Raw genomic sequence first — 20,816 nt, 5'->3', positions numbered from 1 at the left:
TCAATGTTTCCGTCCGAGTATGTGGTCGGCAGTGGCGAAGGTCAGGGCCGTCATGGTCAGCGTGGGGTTTGAGGTGCCCAGCGTTGGCATGCTGCCGCAGCCAATGACGTATAGGTTGGGGTGATCCCAGCTTTGCTGGTGCCGGTTGACTACCGAGTTGTCTGGCTTGGTTCCCATGCGATGGGTTCCTGCCACATGGCCAACGCCAGCCCAGATATAGCCTGCGCCTTGCCAAGTGAAATAGCCGGGGTTGTCGGATTGATAATGGGTGAAATCTTTGATACCCAGTTGGCTGAACAGACTGCTGGCCACTTCACGGCCAAACACCATGCCACTCTGGCTGTAGTCATCCACGTTGTAGTGGATCACCGGGCGGTAGTTGCCCAGCGGATCACGCCAGCGATCGTCGATAGTGACGCGGTTGGCAGCATCCGGCAGTTGCTCGGTCATCATGTCGACACGGATTTGCCGGGGCAGATCCTGGCCAAGCCTCTGGCGTAATGCTTTGCCATACAGCCGCTCGTCATCCACCAGATCCAGCGTACTGTCCACCGGTTCGTTACGCGGCCAGCTCCATCCCCAGTTACCGATCTCCAGCACAAAGGCGGCGCGATCCCGGCGGAATGCACCGCCCCGATAGTTAACCAGCGTTGAGGTCAAGCCTGGGCCCCGGAATGCGCCAATGGCTTCTGGTGCCAATCCCCAAGACAAGATGGCGGGGTGATCCATCAGGTTGCAGCCCAACTCCCCGCTGGACTGGCAGGCTTGTGACGCCAGCAATAACACGGCATTTTCGATGGCATTGGCCGCCAGAATAAACAGCTCGCTTTGCAGCGTGATCGGTACATATTCATGGGTGCTGTCGTTCAGCCACACTTTGCAGTCCAGGGCATTGATATGGCCCGTCTCCGGGTCAATATGCAGGCGCGAAGCAACGGCTTGGATCAGCAAATCGGCATCGGTTTCCACCAGGGTTTTCAACGCGTTGTAACGTGCCTGGATCGGGCAGATCGGGATACAACTTGAATTACCCATACAGCGGTGGCCCACCGCCGGGTTACCCACCGCGCCACGCGGCGTATAACCGCCATTAGGCACGCTGTTTCTGCCCTGTGGTATGGAGCGGATCTGCGCCGTCTCATCAGTGCCGGGTAAGTCCGCCTGTGCCAACCCGGCGATCATCCAGCGATCCAGATAACTCTGCGGGATTTTCTGCATCGGATACTGATAGCCCGGCTCAAAGTGGATGCCGTGATATTGCTGATCCTGCACATCGGCTGAAACCCCGATCTCCCGTTCCGCCCGTTGGTAATACGGCAGTAATTCTTCATACGTCAATGGCCAGTCCACCCCACGATCAAACAGCGTGGCCATGGCAAAATCCTCTGGTAACATTCGCGGGCAACTGCCGAACCAGTGCAATGAAGTGCCGCCAAGCCGACGGGCGTAGTTGCTTTCAAAGGGATAAGGGCCCATCTGCACGAAATACCCTTTGTGTGAGGGTTTACCGGGTGTAATGGGCTCAACATCGGTGACTTCTGGCTGTGGGGCGTTGGGGGAGTCCGGGTAAGGGGAGTTTGGCGTTTTCGCCAGGGCCTCCATAAAGGTTTGCACGTGATCCAGGTGCTGGCCAAAACTGGCATCGCCAGTACCGGCTTCAACAATCAGCACCCGGCGGCCTGCGCGGGTCAACTGTTTGGCCATGATACAACCGGCAAAACCTGAACCGACGATCACCGCGTCATAGCGCTGTGCGGTAGCTTTTTGCCAATCAATCTGTCGCATGGTGCGCTCCATTCAGATCCTGCAGGATATTGTGCGCAGCCCAACAGGTGAGCGCCGACATGGTCAGCGTTGGGTTTGAGGTGCCCATGTTGACCATGTTGCCGCAGCCCACCAGGTACAGATTGCGATGTTCCCAGGTGCGCTGGTCTTTGTTGACCACGGAGTCGTCTGGTGAACGCCCCATGCAATGAGTCCCGGCAAAGTGCCCGGCACCGTTAAAGGTGAGCGTTCTGCCGTCGGGACAAGTGAAAGCACCGGCGTCTTTTTCCGAATATTTTGAATGGTTATGAATATCGGCCTGCTCAAAGATTTTCATCGACATGTCGTAAGCGCTGGCAAAACCGGCACGGGTATAGGGTGACAAATCGTAGTGAATGACCGGGCGATAGTTGCCCAGCACATCTTTGTAATTAGGATCGATAGTGACGCGGTTGTCGTATTCCGGCAGTTGTTCTACCAGGATGCCGAAGCGGAACTGCCGTGAAACACGGTCTTTGAGCTGTTGACGCAATGCCTTGCCGTACAACTGTTCATCATCCACCAGGGTGATTACATCTTTCGAAGGAGCCTGATCTGGCCATAGCCAACCGTCGTTACCCATTTCGAAGCGGTACGGTGCATGGTGTTTGCGGAAACTGCCACCGCGCAAATCTTCAATACCGGACGTTGCCAATGGGCCACGTAGCGGCCAGAGTGGCGTATTTTTTGTCAGCCCCCAGGTGAGCAGTTCCGGGTGATCCATCAGATGGCGCCCAACCAGATCGTTACCTTTACAGGCACCGGAAGCCAGTAACAGCACCGCGTTGGCGACAGCGTGGGCGGCGAGAACATAACGTTTGCCCCTCACCGTATGCAGACTGTGGGAAGGATCATCTGGTTGCCGATAATGCTTGAGCTGAACGCCGGTGATCTCCTTGTTGCCAGGGTCGATCACTAATTGGTAGGCCACGCTCTGTACAATAATATCCAGCTTGTCGTGGTTGGCCGTATCCAGGGTTTTCAGCGCGTTGTATTTGGCCTGGATCGGGCAGATGGGTACGCAACTGGAGTTTCCCATACAGCGGTGACCAACTTTGTTGTTACCCACGGCACCTTTTGGGGTATAGCCCCGGCCTTGATCATAAGCGTTATTGGGCACGCTGTTACGTGAAGCGGGGGTGCCGCGCACTTGCAGGGTATAAAGCTTGCCGTCATCTTTAACCTGCATGCCATCGATCCGGCTGGCTATCTGCTTATCGCTCCAGCTTGCTGGCAGACCGTGCATTGGGTAGACATAGCCAGGCGGGAAGGTGACACCGAGGTAAGACTGCTCCTGGACGTTGGCAGAAACCCCGAGCTCCAGCTCTGCTTTCCGATACCAGGGCTCCAGTTCTTGATAATTGATAGGCCAATCAATACCCACGTTATAAAGTGACCGCAGACTAAAATCTTCCGGCAGCATACGTAGCGAGGTTCCCAGCCAGTGCAGGGTGGTACCACCCAGATAGCGGGTATAGGTTGAACTGAAAGGCAGTGGCCCACATTGGACAAAGTAACCTTTATCGCTGGGCGTTTTGGTGACTTCTGTTTCCAGCGGTTCCGGGGCATTTGGGTTGACCGGGTAGGGAGCATTAGGGATTTTAATGGTGGCGGTGTAATAGGTATTGAGGTAGTCCAGATAGCCCTGGTAATCCATGCCAAGTCCGGTACCTGCCTCTACAATCAGGCAGCGTTTGCCTGCCTGTGTCAGGGTTTTTGCCACAATAGCACCGGAGATCCCACCGCCGACAATCACCACGTCGTAATCGGTTATCTCTGCGTGTTCGGGAGTGATCATATTCATAATTTCACCACTGTGGTGTCGGTAACAGGTGGTTCAGACCAGGCTCCAAAACCTTGTTGCTTGGCCGCCTGGGGATGGGCATGTATCGCATCCCATACCAATCCCTGCTGATAGCTGTTGGCGCTGGGGATCTGCGTCTGGTTCGGGTCATCTGGCGAGTACCATTGGCCCAGATACCACAGCTTGATGATGCTCCGCACCAGCGCGGACAGCTTTTCTGAACCTATAAGGTGGGCCTCAATAAAAGGCTGATGCTGTGAGGTTTCTGCGGGTAGTTCGCTGTAGGTCGAAAGCAACGTCGGGAGGTGTTCTGCCGCGTGAGTTTGCACCCACTCGTAATAAAAGGCTGCCTGGCCAGTACCTAGCAACTCAAAGCGGTCGAAACCGGTTAATAAAGTGGAGAGTTCAATAAATTGTTGTAGTGCCGCATCGGATGCAAGTTGTTCATCGCTCATAATGTGCTACCTGTATAGGAATTTTATTGTGGCAGCCTTTCACTGCCGCCGGGAATAGCCATTAAAACAGGATGCATTAATAGATTTTTTAGATTGCTATGGATTAATTGCGGGTATATTAAGCCCTAAGCCTCCAATAATGTGGACGTTCATGATTTTTTTGTTTTTTAAGCGCGCAGAAACACACGCTATTGTAAAAACAACAACGATGATTTAACTCATTTTTTAACCTGTTGATTTATTGCGATTAGTGCGAATTCTGACGCAAGCATGGCTGCCTATGGCAGGCATAGCTTACGGCGCTTTCGCAAGTGGTTACTTCCCAGGATAATTATAAAAACGTTGAACATTGCTGTGCTAAATAAAATGAAACACACATAGCGAGCTAGCATTGCGCAGGCACGAGGTATCTCATTAAACTAAATACTCATTCCGAATGTCGTTTAGGCTTCCTGACTAAGCTTTATTGTTTTGCTTAATTCTTTGCATTCTTCAGAGTGTACTAAATATGGTATCTGAGACCATATTCCGCAAGCTTAAGCATTAATAAAGTATTTTATTGTATATAAACCGGAGGCTATCAAGATGTTTTGCTGTAACAGGTAGTAGTAAAGGATAATATTCTGATTGTTAATTTTTTTACAGGTAAGACAGGTGGATGCTTCATCTCAATGCATCCGGGTAGAGAAAACCACTACAAGGCTGGGTGGAGGGGGAGGTTAGCATTGAGTCAGCAGCGCTGTAGTTATGGAAAGGATTGGCACAGATCCTTAGTTGGCTTATTATCGCAGATACTGTATTTTGATGTGGCTTGAGATTGCTTAGGCAATGTGCTGCCAATAAATAAGTGGCATACTCATAAGATGATATGACGCTATAAATCTGACAATAATCTATCTTATAGGTGGTTTAGGCTTATTCTCTTAAATAGGGGATCTCCAGAGGCAGGTTATTTACCCCAACGATTATTTTAATCGAAACCAGGCCAATGAGGCATTTGAGCAGGCGTTTAATTGTGCGTTATTGGTATCGTCAAAATGATTGCGGTCAGTTCCGTCTTATTAAGAGTGGTGATGACAGGTTTCTGATATCAAGGAGTGGCCTGTTGAATCTTTTGAGCAGATATTTTAGATTAGTGAGCAAAATACCGAGATAAAAGGTGTCTTAAATGATTGAGTTTGTATATACCATGATGATCAAAACTCCCGTGTGGGCTTATGTGCTTTTCGTTTTTCTGCTGGTTAGAGGGCTTAACGCCCGTAAACCCGCCACTGTTTCTCTCGAAAAACTTGCTATCATCCCGGCCATTTTTCTTCTTTGGGATATTTATGATCTTGTGATCCGCCATCAACTGACCGTTGTCACCATTTTGATGTGGTGTGCCGGACTGATGATCGGGGGGTTAATCGGTTACAAGTTGGTAAACCCGGCACAAATCGAAGTAACCACTAAGCCGCGATCGATCAAGCGGCCAGCTGACTTTTCGGTTTTACCTCTGATGATGATCGCGTTTATGACCAAGTATGTTCTTGCCGTGACCGCCGCGATATCACCAGCTACCTTGCAGCAACCAAGCTACAGTGTTTTTGCGACCGTTTCTGGTGGGTTGTTTGCTGGCGTCTTCGTCGGCAAGTTTCTTCATTATTTGCGTTGTTATTTCTTGGACGTTAACCAGGTTTGAAAAAGAGACTATAAGAGACGTTATTGCCTTTTTTGCCGGAAAAGAAAAAGGGGTCGGATTATAAGAATCGTTGCCGTCAGCACCGTGAATAAATGACAATTCAACTTCTGTTAAGGCTCTCATTTAAGTTCCTTCTTGCGAGAGGTGATATACAAAACAAGCCGCTGTGGTCATCGCTCTTGGATTTAATGAATTTTTGTCCACCGACCGCAAGGCTGGTTATGGATCGGTTTTTGCTGATGGTCACCAGCTTCAACTTGATTTGTGTCAGCACTGTATGGCGGCAGTTCTGGGGGAATGGATGCGTGTCGGGGATAGGAGCAGCTCCTGAGAACTGACTGCTTAGAAGCATTGTTGCATTAGGACAATCATGGGCGCAAAACCTCAGATTTCACGTACCGCCACCTTGGTGCGTATAATGTATATTATGTTAAATTGAATATGAATCACATATGACGGTAAACAACCCCATAATCATCCGCCTCACTCCAATAAATCAATGCGTTAGCAATTTCTGACTTCCCTCTCATCCTCGTTTGTTGGACGTTGTTCAAGAGGCACTTGTCAGAAAATTGGGCTGCTATTCGATACCGTATTCTTTATCGTCCACTAATTTCATGAGTATAAAAAATCTGTTGCGGTAAGTTCACCTTCCGGGATTTTTCCAGGCGATCATTCATCACCTGGTTATCGGCTGACGCTTCGATTCCCAAAGCCAAACGCAACCTGTTGGTCGTGTGTTTTGGGTCTTACTTTAAATCACTCTCCAAACCATAATGAACCGCCAACCAAACTGTTGGCCCGTCAGGATCGGTCCAATCCACACGATGCTGGCATTGTGCAGGAATATTGACAAAGTCACCGGTATTCAAGATTCGAGCCTCAGGTTCATTCTTGAACCGCAAACCTGCGGAGCCCTGCAAAACAACGACCCACTCACTTTGCTGTTGGCAATACCAGAAATCAGGTGGGCTTGATTGCCCGGTAGAAATGATACGTTCAATTTGCACATTGGGCTGGGATAATAATGTCTCGAAGGTCTCTGCTTCCCCCTTCAGCGCAACGTCAGGAAATTGTTTGAACATATTTATCGTCATTCGGTTGTTTGTCCTTAGTAGATGTTTCAAGAATATTAATCCTGAAGAGGCTTGGCTCCATAGTAAGAAATATGTTCGACGGGCACCAGTAAATTTAACATGATTCTGATGGTATTGGATTTTCTCATCCCGGACTGTGTCGTGGTTCGGCGTCATTGACTCTCCGTTTCAGATAAGACTCAAGATAATGTAAAATCTTTATGGCTATAATAAATATTAGGATATATCCAATTTACTAATCCCACTCCTAAGTACGTAGCGTAGCCACCTGTTTTAAAACGGTTTTTCCTCCCTGCTTTTCATTTTTTATTTTGCTTCCCTATTTAACCAAGAAAAATGCCCTTGAAAGGTATCAATATTTTCTGTGTCATTGGCAATTTTCTTTATTCCATTGACTGGTTTAGAAAAACCAACCAAAAAACAGCAACCTGGCCGGATTATTGGCAATGAATATTATCTGGTCTAAGCTTTATCCTATTGGCAATTATTTGCTGGATAATCATTGTGAAATAATATGAGGTGGTATTGATGGTTAACAAAAATAAACAACCAAAGAATCAAGGTGCAACTGACTCACTACCAAAGGAAAATGCAAAGTTATTAAACAATGGTTTGCATCTGAATGACACGGCACCGGCGGATAATTCGCACATACCAGAAAGCAACCCTACTCCTCCAGGTAAACAACCCACTGCGCCGGGTAGTTTGAAAAAACGGGGTACCGCGAGTGAGAAAATCCGCCAACTGGAACATCACCGTAAATATGATGAAAATCAGCCTCTAACCACCAATCAGGGAACCAAGGTTTCTGACGATCAAAACTCCCTAAAACTGGGCGCCAGAGGGCCCACATTACTCGAAGATTTTATAATGCGTGAGAAGATTACGCATTTCGATCATGAACGTATCCCTGAACGTATCGTTCATGCTCGTGGTTCGGCAGCTCACGGCTATTTTGAGCTTTATAAAAGTCTGGCCTCGGTTACGAAGGCAGACTTTTTGCAGCATAAGGGCCAGAAAACGCCTGTCTTTGTCCGTTTCTCTACCGTGCAGGGGTCCCGTGGCTCAGCCGATACGGTACGTGATATTCGCGGATGGGCGACCAAGTTTTATACCGATGAAGGTATTTTTGATTTGGTTGGCAACAACACGCCTGTATTTTTTATTCAGGATGCGCTCAAATTTCCTGATTTTGTTCATGCGGTTAAACCAGAGCCTCACAACGAGATCCCCCAAGGGGCAAGTGCTCACGACAGTTTCTGGGACTATGTATCTTTGCAACCGGAGACGTTACACAACGTCATGTGGGCGATGTCCGATCGTGGGATCCCACGCAGTTATCGGACTATGGAAGGCTTTGGCATTCATACCTTCCGCTTAATCAACGCCCAGGGGAAAGCCACTTTTGTGCGCTTCCATTGGAAACCGGTCGCCGGGAAAGCTTCGCTGTTGTGGGATGAGGCGCAAAAATTATCGGGTAAAGATGCCGATTTCCATCGGCGCGATCTGTGGGAGTCGATTGAGGCCGGTGATTACCCTGAATACCAACTTGGCCTGCAACTGATACCCGAAGAAGATGAGTTTAAATTCGACTTTGATCTTCTGGATGCCACCAAGCTCATCCCGGAAGAGTTGGTGCCAGTGCAGCTTGTGGGAAAAATGGTGTTAAATCGCAATCCCGACAATTTCTTTGCCGAAACTGAGCAGGCTGCGTTTCACCCTGGGCATATTGTCCCTGGCATCGATTTCTCCAACGATCCGCTACTGCAAGGGCGCCTTTTTTCGTATACCGATACGCAAATCAGCCGGCTAGGCGGTCCTAACTTCCATGAGATCCCGATTAACCGCCCAACCTGCCCTTACCACAATCTTCAGCGTGATGGCATGCACCGTATGGAAATTGATACCAACCCGGCTAATTACAGCCCCAATTCCCTCAACAATAACTGGCCCAGAGAAACGCCATCGGCCGCAAGTGGAGGTGGTTTCTCCAGCTATGCCCAACGGATTGACTCCCATAAGGTCCGCGAAAGAAGCCAATCTTTCATTGAATATTACTCACAACCCAGGCTGTTCTGGCTCAGCCAAACGCAGGTGGAGCAAACGCATATTGTCGATGCTTTCTCATTCGAGCTAGGCAAGGTGACCCGCCCTTACATCCGCCAGCGCGTTGTAGAGCAGTTAGCTCATATTGATACCACTCTGGCAGGACAGGTCGCCTCCAACCTTGGAATTACCCTGTCCTCTGAGGTATTGAATACGCCTCCACCCAAACCGGTTAATGGGCTGGAACGCGATCCCAGCCTGAGCCTGTACGCCCAGCCCAGCGGCAACGCTAAAGGCCGTATCGTCGCCGTCCTGCTGGCTGACAATGTTTTGTCTGCAGACCTATTGGCGATACTGGAAGGTCTCAAAAAACGTGGTATTCACGCCAAACTCCTCGCCCAAACCCAGGCCCATATCACAGGAAGCGACGGTTCGGCGATAACGATAGACGCCACCTTCTCCGGCTCGCCATCGATAACGCTTGATGCGGTCATCATCCCTGACGGCGTGGCTGATGCCCTCTTGCGCAGCGGCGAAGCCAAGCATTATCTGTTGGAAGCCTACAAACATTTAAAGGTGATTGGGCTCAGCGGTGATGCGAGTCGTTTAAAAACGCTGTGGCAGGAGGGATCCATCGCCGAAGAAGGGATCATCGAGGCGCCCAGAGTTAAAAAACCATGCTGGAGCAGTTTACCAATGCTTTGGCTGGTCACCGTATTTGGAGTCGCACCGAGAAAGCCGCAGCCGTTCCGGCTTAGGTCGATTATCTGGTTTCCCATCATTGTAAATTCCCGGATAAATCCTTTTATCCGGGGCTATAAATGAGGTTGCCGGTTATTACCCAGGCGTATTCAAGTAAAAATTTTCTGTAACCAATGCCGATATACCTTCTCAACCACAAAAGTAAATCGGCCATTCCCCATACGTGAAGCTAATTCTGAAGGGAGGGATCATGGAACAAACACCACAACCTGCACAGCATCAAGATCGACAACCTGGATTGGAAAGCGATATGGCGCCCAAACCTAAATACGACGATCCGCTTTATCGGCCTGGGGGCAAACTCGCGGGCAAGGTAGCCATTGTCACTGGAGGAGATAGTGGGATTGGCCGGGCTGTGGTCATTGCGTACGTTAAAGAAGGCGCTAAAGTCGTGGTGGTTTATCTGGACGAGGATAATGATGCCAAAGAGACCCAGCAACAGGCCAAAAAATATGGCGGTGATGTACTGTTGCTGAAAGGTGATTTACGTGACAGTGACTTTATCCGTGAAATCATTAATAAAACGGTGGAGAAATTTGGGCACCTGGACATTCTGGTCAATAATGCAGCGGAACAGCATCCGGTTGATGAACCCGAAATGATTACCGAAGAGCAACTGGAAAAAACCTTCCAAACCAATTTCTTCAGCCTGGTTTCGCTCACACTGGCGGCATTAGAATATTTGCCTGCTGAGGGCGCCATCATTAATACTTCATCGGTCACCGCCTATCACGGAAATGAGACCTTGATTGATTATTCTTCCACCAAGGGTGCCATCACGTCATTTACCCGCTCCTTAGCCCTGAAACTTAGCGAACGGCAAATTCGGGTTAACGCTGTAGCCCCCGGCCCCATCTGGACGCCGTTGATCCCTTCTACGTTCAGCGCCGAGAAAGTCGCCAAGTTCGGCCAGAACACTCCCATGAAACGGCCTGGGCAACCTTGTGAACTTGCACCAGCCTATGTTTATCTGGCATGTAATGATTCATCCTATATGACCGGGCAAACGCTACATATCAATGGCGGTATCATTGTAAATGGGTAGTTTCAACTAGGGCCTGGTGAAATTTTTTAGCAGGCCTCCTCAAAACCTATATTTTAAAGCGATAAACACGTTAACTCCGGTTTATAAACCTCAGCTTCATTAATGCCCCCTGGCATATTCCTGTTTGAATCACTCTTTGTTTAGTAAACAACCAACCCTGCTCATGACTGTTTTCACAAAAGCCGTATCTGCCCCTTACGGGTGCTTGCTTGCGGCATTTTTCCCTTATAGATTGCTAAATACCGGCAGGCCAAGACACAGATAAAATGCGTTGGCCTGCGCGTTTTGACGCTAGCGGGTAATAGCCAGCAAACACAAAGGGTATAGAGAAGATGGCAAATATTCGTGATGTTGCTCGGCTGGCTGGAGTTTCCATTAGCAGCGTCTCAAATGTGCTGAATCATCGAATCAGCCAGATGAGCGAAGAGACGCGATCCAGGATAGAACAGGCCATGGTTGAACTCAATTATCAGCCAACCAGAACGATCACGATACCCGAAAACAGGCAAGCCAAAATTATAGGTCTACTGGTGCCGTCTATTGTTAACCCAAGTTTTTCTGCGCTGGCTCATGAAGTCGATCTGGCAGCCAGGGCATACCGTTATCGTGTTTTACTCGGTAATTCTTATCGTCAGGAAGACGAAGAGTGTTCGTTTATCGAAGATATGCAATCACATGGCGTGCGTGGAGTCATTGTGGCAGCAAGTGATATCCGCAAAACTCACTTTGTTCGTGCTGCTGAACAAGGGATGATGATTGTCAGCTACGATAATCGGTTCTCGGAGAGCATAAGTTCTGATACCCGGATATTTGACAGTGTATCAATGGACAACGTAAAAGCGGGGAGCCTGGCCGCTCAGCACCTCATTGAGCGCGGCTGCCAATCTATTGTTTTTGCAACCGAAACAGCACTGACTTTAAGCCGCAGCCATAAGATTGATGGCTTCCTTACCCTGCTGAAAACCCACCGTTTATCGCTGCATGAGCGGATAATCGAAGGCAAAGCCAGCAGTGAGTATGGCGATACGGAAATGTTCGAGTTGGGCATGATCCTGGCAGCCAAAATATGCGCACTATCGCCCCGCCCGGACGGCATCGTGGCCATTAACGACGCGCTGGGTATCGGTTTGATAGTGGGATTGCGTAAGGCCGGCGTGAGCGTTCCGGAAGATATCTCCATCGTTGGCATCGACAATATTTCTTTATCTGGGTTCGCCGAACCCGGTCTGACTTCAGTGATGCCTCCGCTGGCAGAAATGGCTCACGTCATGGTTGAACGCCTGATACGCCGTATCAATAATCCTGGGTTACCCGCTGGTGAGTTTTTATTTCCTCCCACGTTAGTCTGCCGGGAGTCGGTTAAAAGCGGTAAGCATTAATGCCAGGCTCACTATTTAATTAGTATTAAATTTCCACTATCAACGGGAGCTATTAATCACTCTTAGAGCAAGTTGTCATGGGGTTTATTTATCAACAACACTCGCTTATTTGAAACTCGGCTTTCTGGTTATTTGGGTATTTATTATTCCGATGCCACTATTGGAAAAGACTATTATGAACAAAAGAACACCACAGGACATTGAACGCAGCGCAATAAGAAAGCTCACGTTGCATATTGTCCCCTTAATGATTTTATTATACTTTTTAGCTTTCCTTGATCGGAATAATATGGCTTATGCCGCAATGGCTTTGGAAGATAGCCTGGGGTTAACCGCCTCTGCCTTCGGGTTTGCATCGGGCATCTTCTTTATCGGGTATTTCATGTTTGAAATACCCAGTAATGCAGGAACTATTAAGTTTGGCCCACGAGTCTGGTTTGCCCGAATATTAATTACATGGGGGATATTTGCAACCCTGCTCGGTTTTGTCAGAACGCCAACGGAGTTGTATATCTGCCGGTTTATGCTCGGCGTATGTGAAGCTGGCTTCTTTCCTTCCGTTATTTATTATTTTACGGTTTTCTTTCCGGAAAAATACCGAACTAAAATCCTGGGAATGTTTATTATTGTACAACCGCTGTCTAATGCCATCGGCTCCCCTATTTCCGGTTTTATTCTAAATATTGAACCCGGCTGGTTCGGGTTTGAACCCTGGCAGCTATTATTTATTATTGAAGGCGTTCCGCCGATTATCATTGGTATCTTGCTGCCGTTTATCATCAAAAATTCACCAAAAGAAGTCGGGTATCTCGATGTTGAAGAAAAAGCCTGGCTGATGAACAGCACTGACCGCTCTAAATCTGGATCTAAAATAAAACTGGTCGACTTTTTCAACGGTATTAAAAACAAAAAATACCTTCTCTACGCAATGCTCAACTTTGGCATGGTGTGCGGGATCTATGGTTTTGGTATGTGGCTGCCTTCCATCATCACCTCAATTTCCGGTGACAATATATTCAGGGTGAGCCTGCTGGCGCTTATTCCTTATGGCCTGGCTGCCCTGCTGGTTTATCCGTGGAGCCTTTGGGCCAGTAAGACCAAAAAAATCGCCATCTTTGCCGGCATCAGCATGATCGTAGCGGCCTTTGGTCTGATCGGTGCGGTGATCTTCTTTAAATACAACGTGTTTGTCTCTCTTTCTTTTTTATGTATCGCCGCCATCGGGATCTACACCGCTGTTCCACCCTTTTTATCCATGCCTGCCAATATTTCGGCGGGGGCGGCGGCGGCAGCCGGGCTGGCGGTGGTGAGCAGTATTGGCAACATCGGTGGCTTTTTCGCCCCGTTCGTCGTGGGGTTGCTGAACGATATGACTCACAGCAGTACTCCGGGGCTGATCTTCCTGTCTTTATGCTTACTGGTAACCGGCCTGATATGCATTTTCTATTGCGCCAGACAGCATGAAGGGGTCATCAAGCCTTAACAACTTTTCAGAAAATAACCATAGAGGAATAAATTATGGGTAATCTAACGGGTAAAAAAGTATTTATCACCGGGGCCGAACAGGGCATTGGCCGGGCGGCTGCGGAGCAATTAATCAAGGCAGGTTGCGATATTTATATTCATTATCACAGCGGAGAGGAAGGCCCGAAAGCGCTGGTCGAACTGGCGCATTCCCTGGGGCAAAAAGCGGCTTATGGCTACGCTGATTTAATTGCGGAAGAAGAAGTTGAGCATCTTGTCCGCTCAGGAGCTGAATTTCTTGGGGGGATTGATATCCTGATTAATAACGTCGGCGGTATTGTGGGCCGTAAGTGGTTAGGTGAGATCGACCGCCTGTTCTGGCAAACCGTTATCGATGTAAATATGACCACCATGCTCAATGTGACGCAGAGTGTACTGCCGCTGTTAAAAGCGGCGCCGGAGGGAGCCAGTATCGTAAACCTGGCCTCATTGGCCGGCCGCTCCGGTGGCCATTCCGGCTCTCTGGTCTACTCCACGACCAAAGGTGCGGTTCTTACCTGGACACGCTCGCTGGCCGCGGAACTGGGGGAACATGGCATCCGGGTCAATGCAGTGGCTCCTGGGCTTATCCTTGGTACTCGTTTTCATCATCGTCATACCACAAAAGAATCTGCAGAAGAGACTATCCACGCCATTCCATTGGGCAGAGCCGGAACGCCGGAGGATGTTGCACGGGTGATCACCTTCCTTGCGGCGGAATACGATGGTTTTGTCTCCGGTGCCACCATTGATGTCAACGGCGGTATTTATCGCATGTAAATCGGACGCAGACAGCCCTCCTCAGCTGTCTGCACGCTAAGAGAATCAATATGATTAAATCAGACATCATCCATCCTGAATTATTATGCGCGTTGGCAAAATGTGGGCATAAAACCCAAATATTAGTCGCAGACAGCAATTACGCTTTCGTCACCAACGCGCCAAAAGATGCCACGATCATTTATTTGAACCTGGCGCCAGGAACTCTCTGCAGCCCGATTATTCTGGAGAAGATACTGGCTTGTATCAACGTGGAGAAAGCCACCCTGATGGCGTATCCGCCAGACTTTACCAACACAATCGAGCCTGAGTACCGGCAATTGTTGCCAGCAGGCTGCCCCATTGAATTTCTTTCGCGGGAGGATTTTTATATCCAGGTTAAATCAGATCAGACATTACTGGTTATTGCCTCTGGAGAGGTGCGCCGCTTCGCCAATTTGCTCTTGACGGTCGCACCCGTGATATAGGGGCTATAAAAAGATGGCATCGTGATAACGTGGCTATCCTCTGCGTGGGGGGCCCCGCCGCTACGCTTAACCCATGCGCAGGTAAGCAAACAGCAGGGCCAGCAAAATCACAATGACTGTAGTCACAATCGCCAGGCGATCGGCAAAATGACGGCGCATAAAGTTTCTCCTTATGCAAAGTTATAACGCTCAGAATGATACTGGGACATCGGCACATTCAGTTCGTCCAGTGTCTTCTCTATGGCATCCATCATCACGTTCGGCCCACAGATGAAGTACTCATGATCGGCGTACACCGGTGGCAGATGGCGTTTAAACAGATCTGCATTGATAAACCCCCGTTCGCCAGTCCAGTTTTCCGGTGGCTGAGTCAACACATGGACAACGGTCAGGTTGACTCTTTTTCCAGGGCCGCCAGCTCTTCACGAAAGGTAATCGATTCCCAGTCTTTGCTGCCATAAATCAGGATCACGGGTTGGCGATCGCCGCGATCGGCAAGTGTGCGGATCATGCTGATCATCGGGGTGATCCCTACGCCACCAGCAATCAGTACGCGCATATCAGAGTGCTGGCCAAGTGTGAACGCGCCATAAGGGCCATCAAGATACACCCGCTGCCCAACCTGCAGTGAGGCTACGCTGCTGGTGAAATCACCCAGGTTCCGTATAGACATCTCGACGCGGCCATCAGGCGCCTCGGCGCTGGAGGAAAATGAGAATGGATGGCCAGTGATACTGAACGGGCTGCCCCAGACAGTCAGCCAGCCAAACTGGCCCGGAGAAAACCGAAAGCCATCATGCCCTTGCGGTTCCATCACCAGCGTGGTGGTCTCCCCACGCTCCTGGCGAACTTGCGCAATCCGGTAAGGTTTTCTGAGCATAAACAGCGGCTTGACAACGCGTACATACAGCAACAGGCCAAGCCAGAAAACGCTCAGCATAATCCACAAGCCGCGTTTCCAAGGGTCGCCCAGATAGAAGCTCCAGCCCACCATATGCAGGATCCCCGCCACCAGCGCGGTCACTGCCAGGATGATATGGGTGAGGTGCCAGGTTTCATAACGGATTTTCAACTGGACTCGCCAGAGGGCCATGATCACTAGCGCGATCAGTGAATAGGTTGAGAGCGCGGCAAAGCGGGCACGCCACGGAGCTTCGATAAAATTGAGTAGCGCCAGCAGTTCCGGGCGCACGACAAACAGGATGATGGGATGGGCGACGACCAATCCCACGGCGATCAGCGATATCTGGCGGTGAAAATGGTAGATGACGTCTTCGCCCAAGGGTTCGGTCACATAGCGGAAACGAGCGGTTAGGCCGACTTGCAACCCCATCATGGCCAGCCCGGCATAGCCCAAAGCCACCGAAAACTCGGTCCAAAAATCTCGGGCTGGCGGCATTGCCCCCAGAATGAGAGCGAACAACGGAGCAAGAATAAAAAGCAGATAAATCAGGAGCCAACCAGCGCTGCGTAATGGGTAATTCATTGCCTCATCCTGTGCTGAATATACTGATCTCAGTATAATTCAGCATCGGGTATTTGCTATTTGATAGGCAAAGTTAGGCCTTTCCCAGTGGTGCTGGGGTCGATACTGACCTATTTGAGATAACGCTGGAACCAATCGATGGTCCGGTCCCAGGCCAGCTTGGCCGCTGCCTCGTCGTAACGTGGGGTCGAATCATTGTGAAAACCGTGATTCACCCCCGGATAGATATAAGCCTGGTAGTTTTTGTTATTGGCTTTGAGTGCTGCTTCATAAGCGGGCCAACCTTCGTTAATGCGGGTATCCAGTTCGGCATAATGGATTAATAGCGGGGCTTTAATGCGCGGCACGTCCTCTGCTTTGGGCTGCCTGCCATAGAATGGCACGGCGGCGCCTAACTCCGGATAAGCGACGGCCGCCGCATTGGCTACACCGCCACCATAACAAAAACCGGTAATGCCCACCTTGCCGGTGGTAGTTTGGTGTTGCATCAGGAATTCGATGGCGGCGAAGAAATCATTCATCAGCTTTTCGGGGTCAACCTGCTGTTGCAACTCCCTCCCCTTATCATCATTACCTGGGTAGCCACCAACTGAGCTAAGGCCGTCGGGAGCCAACGCCACAAACCCGGCTTTAGCCACACGACGGGCGACATCTTCAATATATGGGTTCAATCCACGGTTTTCATGAACCACAACGACACCGGGAACGGGCTTTGTTGCCTTCGCGGGCAATACCAGATAGCCGCGTACCTCCCCATGACCGTTTGGCGAGGGATAAGTAATATATTGCGCAAAGATGTCTGGATCGGTGAACTCCACCTGTTGCGCCAGGGCATAATCAGGCAGCAGAGATCCGACAAGCGTCGCTACGGCCATGCCACCAACGGCATATCGGGCGGCACGCTCGATAAACTCACGTCTTGAAATGATGCCATGTGCGTAATAATCGTAGAGTTCTAGCAATTCTGGAGGGAAATCCTTTGCGGTGAGACGACTCATTTGTTCCTCCTGCCCTATTCGCCAATAATATGGAGCCGATGCCGCGCACAGCCGTTGGCTTTATGGCAGCAATGAAACAAAAAATAGCATATCTTCCCCTGATTACCCTCATAACTTAAGGTATTGAATCTGTATCAAGTCACCGTTTGTTCCAACTTATTCAGTCTCCTCCTATTGTTCATCGCTAACAGGGTCTGACCTGATGGATGAATACTTTAAAAAGGAGGATCGGATTAAACGGGTGGGAATACCTGGAGTAATGGGACAAATTTATAAATGAACGGCTAAAGCGGCCAATGGAGGTGGCTACCGGGCGTTATCCAGGCGCTCAGCAGCCGTTGAGCCAGATAAATCAGTGGTCCAGGTAAAGATAATGCATCCAACTGGTCATGCGTAACAGCACCTTACGCATCACTGAAACATGGGTAAAGTGATCGGAGTAAACCGCGGCCTGGGCAAAGATGCCGTCTGGCAGTGAGTCAATTTCATTATTTGGCGCAAGTTCAATAACTGCCAGGACACCGTCGGTACCGGGAACAATATTCAGTGATTGCAACGTTCCCTGCGCCTGATAGGTCCCTCCTGGCACCACGGGCAGTATGTTGGTCAGCCTCCCGCTAAACACTTCGCCAGGTAAGGCATTGAAAACGACTTCGGCTTCATCGCCTGATTTAAGCCGCAGCAACGAGTTCTGCCGGAACTGGGCAATAATCTGCCGTTTCTGCTCTGGGATAAAAACCATTACCGGGCGCAAAGGTATTGCCGCAGCAAAGGTCCCAGGGCGGATCAGTACCTGGGTCACATAGCCGTTACTTGGCGCACGTACCACGGTTTGGTCAAGGTTATATTTGGCTTCGCTGAGTTGGGCTCGGAGGCTGACAATTTGAGATTGTTCGCCGTTCATTACGCTGTTTAACTGGCTTTTTATTTGCGACTGTTCGGCGATAGAGGCTTTTACCAACGCATCTTGCGCCAGATAATTTTGCCTGGCGTTGTCAATATCGCTTTCGGAAAACGGGTTTACCTTCGCCTGGCTACCTTTGATATAACGTTGATAATCTTTATATAAGCGATCGCGCTCGGCAATAACACGAGAAGTATTGGCTATAGCCTCATCGAGTTGCCCTTTAAGCACCTGCGTGTTATTAATCGCCGTGACCAAATCGGCCTGAAGCCGGTTAACGCGAGCCTGGTAGCGGGTAGGATCTAATTTAAAAAGCACCTCACCTTTCTTAACTAATGTATTAGTTTTATCAGTTACTTCGCTAACTATCCCCGTCACCTGCGGTGTAATAGGAATAGAAATAACCGCTTTCTGCGCCAGTGACGTATAGGGATGGTTGTAATTCATCAGCAGAATTAACGCGCCAATTAAAAAACACCCCCTAATGCGGCAGTGGGAACCGTCCATTTATTAACCGGGATTTTAAAGATTTTAAATATAGACCAGGCAAAGGCAACATAAGTCAGGATAATGAGTAAATCCATGATGGCTACTCCAACGGGGGCGTTTTAACATCAGACAATTTCAACTCAAGCTCCGCTACACGCTGCTGTAACTGCGTAAACGAGGCTTCCTGACCCTGCATGCCCCAACCCCGCTCTGGGCGGTACAAAGTAGCCCATATCCATAAAAATGGCCAGATGACATGCAAAGTAAATAAACTTACCCAACCCGCAACATGGATTGCATCGGCATGCGGATGATTACGCGCTTTTGCAATGAGATAGGGAATATCATGGAGAATAATAATCCCATAAAAAATAATGAGGAATACAAGGATAAGCACGCCCAGCGCAAAATAATTTAGAAACATAACGGCCTCTGATCTACAGTTCAGGAGTTCATTGGTAAAGATAGTCGCAATTTATTTTCTTTGTAAAAAATGAGTTAAGTTTATGACGCTGGCAACATCAGCGGCTTTTCAGACTGGGGCAGTTAAAAAAAGAACGGTTATTGTAATAGAGGACTGTGGTTTTTATCCTGCTAATCGATAGGTTCGAAAGCGCGTGGCTTTATCCAAACTTGATTTATTAGCGTAATCAGCAAACCCATACCCGCCAGCAGTGCAGCAATCAGATAGGTGATCTGCATGCCTTTGGACGTGTCGGCGGATGCCGAAACCCGTGCAAATAGCGCGCCCATGGCGCAAGCCCCAGTGATAAACCCAAGATTACGCGAAAGGTTGAGCAAACCGGAAACCACGCCACGCCGATCGGCAGGAACAGAGTTAATCACCGCCGTATTGTTGGCCGCCTGGAACAAGGCATAGCCCGCAGTGAGCAGGCAAACCGGCAATACGTAACCCCACACGCCCTGCAGCGATGATATTATCGTTAGTACACCGGCCCCGGCGCTGACCCCCGCCAAGCCTGCGGCAATCATCTTTTGCGCCCCCAAACGATCCACCAGATACCCCGCAGGTATGCCAGCCAACGCCGCCACCAATGGCCCAACCGATAGCGCAAAACCTACCTGCTGCGGCGCCAACCCTAAGGCATGCGAGAGATAGAATGGCCCGACCACCATCGTCGTCATCATGACGGTGGTAACCAGCATATTGCTCAACAGGCGGGTACCCAAGGTGGGTTGGCGCAGCATCGCTATCTGAATCAACGGGAAAGGCGCCCTTTTCTCAATCCACACAAACAACCCGGCCCCGGCTATCGCGCAAAGCAACAAGGTGATATCCAGGGTCTGGCCTTGCATCACGGCAAGTGCATACAGCGCCAGAGACAAACCAAGGACTATCATGCCTTTATGATCAAACCCCGTCTTGTTGGTGTTGCGTTGTGGGCCAGTCATCGGTAGGTAACGATAGATAAACAACAGCGCAATGCCTCCCAAAGGGAGATTGAGAAGGAAGATAGCCTGCCAGCCGAACCCGGCAATCAACGTACCGCCAAGTGTTGGGCCTAGTGCCGTTCCTACCGCAGAAAGCGTGCCAAGCAACCCCATGGTTCGGCCGGTTCTCTCGTTACCTATAGTTTCCCCCACCAACGCCATCGTAATGCTCATCATGACGGCCGCTCCCAATCCCTGCAAGGCGCGGGCTGCTATCAGTAACCCGATGGTGGGCGCGAGAGCACCACAAAGCGAAGCTATGATAAACAGGCCAACGCCGGCCATTAACAACCGCCCTTTGCTAACAATATCCCCTAACCGGCCCACGGCAATGATCGACGTGGTGATGGCCAGCAAATAAGCCAGCACCACCCATTGCACATCTTGAAACGAAGCGCCGAACGCCTGCATCAAGGTAGGTAAACTGACGTTGGTAATGCTGGTTGCCAATGAAGAAAGCAGCGTGGGTATCGCCAGGCTAACCAACTTGCCCCATAAGCTGCCCTGTCTGGTATCGATGTTCATGGTTTACTGACTCCTGAATTAACCTGTCAGTAAGCCTATTGCATTGTCATATAGGGCGGAAGACGCATAAGGTTCAGTTAATAAGTGCACCAAACGCCATGTACCATACCCGTCGTAGCGTGGTTACCTGCACTAACGCG

General features: G+C 49.7%; 15 protein-coding genes and 2 pseudogenes. 7 read left to right on the top strand and 10 right to left on the bottom strand.

Annotated features, from left to right (window positions below; translation table 11 throughout):
• The 3 genes from ACQ86O_RS19370 to ACQ86O_RS19360 are packed head-to-tail and all read right to left on the bottom strand — an operon-like array spanning position 1 to position 4,062.
• Positions 1 to 1,785, bottom strand: coding sequence for a GMC family oxidoreductase (locus ACQ86O_RS19370; protein ID WP_431222461.1), 1,785 nt, complete (start codon positions 1,783 to 1,785; stop codon positions 1 to 3).
• Positions 1,772 to 3,607 carry a GMC family oxidoreductase gene (locus ACQ86O_RS19365; RefSeq protein WP_431222460.1) on the bottom strand — a complete coding sequence of 612 codons (1,836 nt, stop codon included), beginning with the start codon at positions 3,605 to 3,607 and terminating at the stop codon, positions 1,772 to 1,774. Before ACQ86O_RS19365 ends, ACQ86O_RS19370 begins: the two co-directional genes overlap by 14 nt.
• On the bottom strand, positions 3,604 to 4,062 hold the full coding sequence (locus tag ACQ86O_RS19360) for a sugar dehydrogenase complex small subunit (RefSeq protein ID WP_431222459.1): 459 nt from the start codon (positions 4,060 to 4,062) through the stop codon (positions 3,604 to 3,606). Before ACQ86O_RS19360 ends, ACQ86O_RS19365 begins: the two co-directional genes overlap by 4 nt.
• 1,168 nt (positions 4,063 to 5,230) lie before the next feature.
• Between ACQ86O_RS19360 and ACQ86O_RS19355 the strand changes: the two genes are divergently transcribed.
• Positions 5,231 to 5,743: a hypothetical protein gene (locus ACQ86O_RS19355; protein ID WP_431222458.1), complete on the top strand. Its 513-nt coding sequence runs from the start codon at positions 5,231 to 5,233 to the stop codon at positions 5,741 to 5,743.
• A gap of 749 nt (positions 5,744 to 6,492) precedes the next feature.
• On the opposite strand, the gene ACQ86O_RS19350 is transcribed toward ACQ86O_RS19355, so the two are convergent.
• Positions 6,493 to 6,996 carry a cupin domain-containing protein gene (locus tag ACQ86O_RS19350; RefSeq protein WP_431222457.1) on the bottom strand — a complete coding sequence of 168 codons (504 nt, stop codon included), beginning with the start codon at positions 6,994 to 6,996 and terminating at the stop codon, positions 6,493 to 6,495.
• A gap of 372 nt (positions 6,997 to 7,368) precedes the next feature.
• Here ACQ86O_RS19350 and katE point away from each other — a divergent pair.
• The 6 genes and pseudogenes from katE to ACQ86O_RS19320 all read left to right on the top strand — a co-directional run bounded on the left by katE (position 7,369) and on the right by ACQ86O_RS19320 (position 14,822).
• A pseudogene (gene katE, locus ACQ86O_RS19345) lies at positions 7,369 to 9,644 on the top strand (catalase HPII).
• A 194-nt stretch (positions 9,645 to 9,838) separates the two neighbouring features.
• Positions 9,839 to 10,693, top strand: a complete 855-nt coding sequence (locus ACQ86O_RS19340; RefSeq protein WP_431222456.1) for an SDR family oxidoreductase — start codon at positions 9,839 to 9,841, stop codon at positions 10,691 to 10,693.
• A gap of 332 nt (positions 10,694 to 11,025) precedes the next feature.
• On the top strand, positions 11,026 to 12,072 hold the full coding sequence (locus ACQ86O_RS19335) for a LacI family DNA-binding transcriptional regulator (RefSeq protein WP_431222455.1): 1,047 nt from the start codon (positions 11,026 to 11,028) through the stop codon (positions 12,070 to 12,072).
• A gap of 175 nt (positions 12,073 to 12,247) precedes the next feature.
• Positions 12,248 to 13,555: an MFS transporter gene (locus ACQ86O_RS19330; protein ID WP_431225778.1), complete on the top strand. Its 1,308-nt coding sequence runs from the start codon at positions 12,248 to 12,250 to the stop codon at positions 13,553 to 13,555.
• A 35-nt stretch (positions 13,556 to 13,590) separates the two neighbouring features.
• The gene (locus ACQ86O_RS19325) at positions 13,591 to 14,355 is read left to right on the top strand and encodes an SDR family NAD(P)-dependent oxidoreductase (protein WP_431222454.1); all 765 of its coding nucleotides are present in this window, start codon (positions 13,591 to 13,593) and stop codon (positions 14,353 to 14,355) included.
• Positions 14,356 to 14,405: 50 nt separating this feature from the next.
• Entirely contained in the window at positions 14,406 to 14,822 is a 417-nt protein-coding gene (locus ACQ86O_RS19320; protein WP_431222453.1) for an RbsD/FucU domain-containing protein, read from the top strand.
• Between the two features lie 170 nt (positions 14,823 to 14,992).
• Here the strand turns inward: ACQ86O_RS19320 and ACQ86O_RS19315 are convergent, their stop codons facing one another.
• The 6 genes and pseudogenes from ACQ86O_RS19315 to ACQ86O_RS19290 all read right to left on the bottom strand — a co-directional run bounded on the left by ACQ86O_RS19315 (position 14,993) and on the right by ACQ86O_RS19290 (position 20,676).
• Positions 14,993 to 15,199: a hypothetical protein gene (locus tag ACQ86O_RS19315; RefSeq protein WP_431222452.1), complete on the bottom strand. Its 207-nt coding sequence runs from the start codon at positions 15,197 to 15,199 to the stop codon at positions 14,993 to 14,995.
• 11 nt (positions 15,200 to 15,210) lie between these two features.
• Positions 15,211 to 16,308, bottom strand: a complete 1,098-nt coding sequence (locus ACQ86O_RS19310; RefSeq protein WP_431222451.1) for a ferredoxin reductase family protein — start codon at positions 16,306 to 16,308, stop codon at positions 15,211 to 15,213.
• A 110-nt stretch (positions 16,309 to 16,418) separates the two neighbouring features.
• The gene (yghX, locus tag ACQ86O_RS19305) at positions 16,419 to 17,306 is read right to left on the bottom strand and encodes a YghX family hydrolase (protein WP_431222450.1); all 888 of its coding nucleotides are present in this window, start codon (positions 17,304 to 17,306) and stop codon (positions 16,419 to 16,421) included.
• 352 nt (positions 17,307 to 17,658) lie between these two features.
• Positions 17,659 to 18,794 (bottom strand): annotated as a pseudogene (locus ACQ86O_RS19300) (HlyD family secretion protein).
• A gap of 5 nt (positions 18,795 to 18,799) precedes the next feature.
• Positions 18,800 to 19,123: a DUF3302 domain-containing protein gene (locus tag ACQ86O_RS19295; protein WP_431222449.1), complete on the bottom strand. Its 324-nt coding sequence runs from the start codon at positions 19,121 to 19,123 to the stop codon at positions 18,800 to 18,802.
• Positions 19,124 to 19,293: 170 nt separating this feature from the next.
• Positions 19,294 to 20,676, bottom strand: a complete 1,383-nt coding sequence (locus ACQ86O_RS19290; RefSeq protein WP_431222448.1) for an MFS transporter — start codon at positions 20,674 to 20,676, stop codon at positions 19,294 to 19,296.
• Positions 20,677 to 20,816 lie beyond the last annotated feature (140 nt).

The organism is Serratia sp. L9 (assembly GCF_050632285.1).
Classification (GTDB): Bacteria; Pseudomonadota; Gammaproteobacteria; order Enterobacterales; family Enterobacteriaceae; genus Chania.
The sequence above is the reverse complement of the archived record's forward strand: the minus strand, read 5'-3'. Positions and strand labels throughout refer to the sequence as shown.

What these genes read in the sequence shown, in the direction of transcription:
- ACQ86O_RS19335 (WP_431222455.1), top strand. Translation starts at nt 11,026, where the DNA reads ATGGCAAATATTCGTGATGTTGCTCGGCTGGCTGGAGTTTCCATTAGC.
- ACQ86O_RS19330 (WP_431225778.1), top strand. Translation starts at nt 12,248, where the DNA reads ATGAACAAAAGAACACCACAGGACATTGAACGCAGCGCAATAAGAAAG.
- yghX (WP_431222450.1), bottom strand. Translation starts at nt 17,306, where the DNA reads ATGAGTCGTCTCACCGCAAAGGATTTCCCTCCAGAATTGCTAGAACTC.
- ACQ86O_RS19290 (WP_431222448.1), bottom strand. Translation starts at nt 20,676, where the DNA reads ATGAACATCGATACCAGACAGGGCAGCTTATGGGGCAAGTTGGTTAGC.
- ACQ86O_RS19325 (WP_431222454.1), top strand. Translation starts at nt 13,591, where the DNA reads ATGGGTAATCTAACGGGTAAAAAAGTATTTATCACCGGGGCCGAACAG.
- ACQ86O_RS19320 (WP_431222453.1), top strand. Translation starts at nt 14,406, where the DNA reads ATGATTAAATCAGACATCATCCATCCTGAATTATTATGCGCGTTGGCA.
- ACQ86O_RS19355 (WP_431222458.1), top strand. Translation starts at nt 5,231, where the DNA reads ATGATTGAGTTTGTATATACCATGATGATCAAAACTCCCGTGTGGGCT.
- ACQ86O_RS19365 (WP_431222460.1), bottom strand. Translation starts at nt 3,607, where the DNA reads ATGAATATGATCACTCCCGAACACGCAGAGATAACCGATTACGACGTG.
- ACQ86O_RS19350 (WP_431222457.1), bottom strand. Translation starts at nt 6,996, where the DNA reads ATGACGCCGAACCACGACACAGTCCGGGATGAGAAAATCCAATACCAT.
- ACQ86O_RS19340 (WP_431222456.1), top strand. Translation starts at nt 9,839, where the DNA reads ATGGAACAAACACCACAACCTGCACAGCATCAAGATCGACAACCTGGA.
- ACQ86O_RS19370 (WP_431222461.1), bottom strand. Translation starts at nt 1,785, where the DNA reads ATGCGACAGATTGATTGGCAAAAAGCTACCGCACAGCGCTATGACGCG.
- ACQ86O_RS19295 (WP_431222449.1), bottom strand. Translation starts at nt 19,123, where the DNA reads ATGTTTCTAAATTATTTTGCGCTGGGCGTGCTTATCCTTGTATTCCTC.
- ACQ86O_RS19310 (WP_431222451.1), bottom strand. Translation starts at nt 16,308, where the DNA reads ATGAATTACCCATTACGCAGCGCTGGTTGGCTCCTGATTTATCTGCTT.
- ACQ86O_RS19360 (WP_431222459.1), bottom strand. Translation starts at nt 4,062, where the DNA reads ATGAGCGATGAACAACTTGCATCCGATGCGGCACTACAACAATTTATT.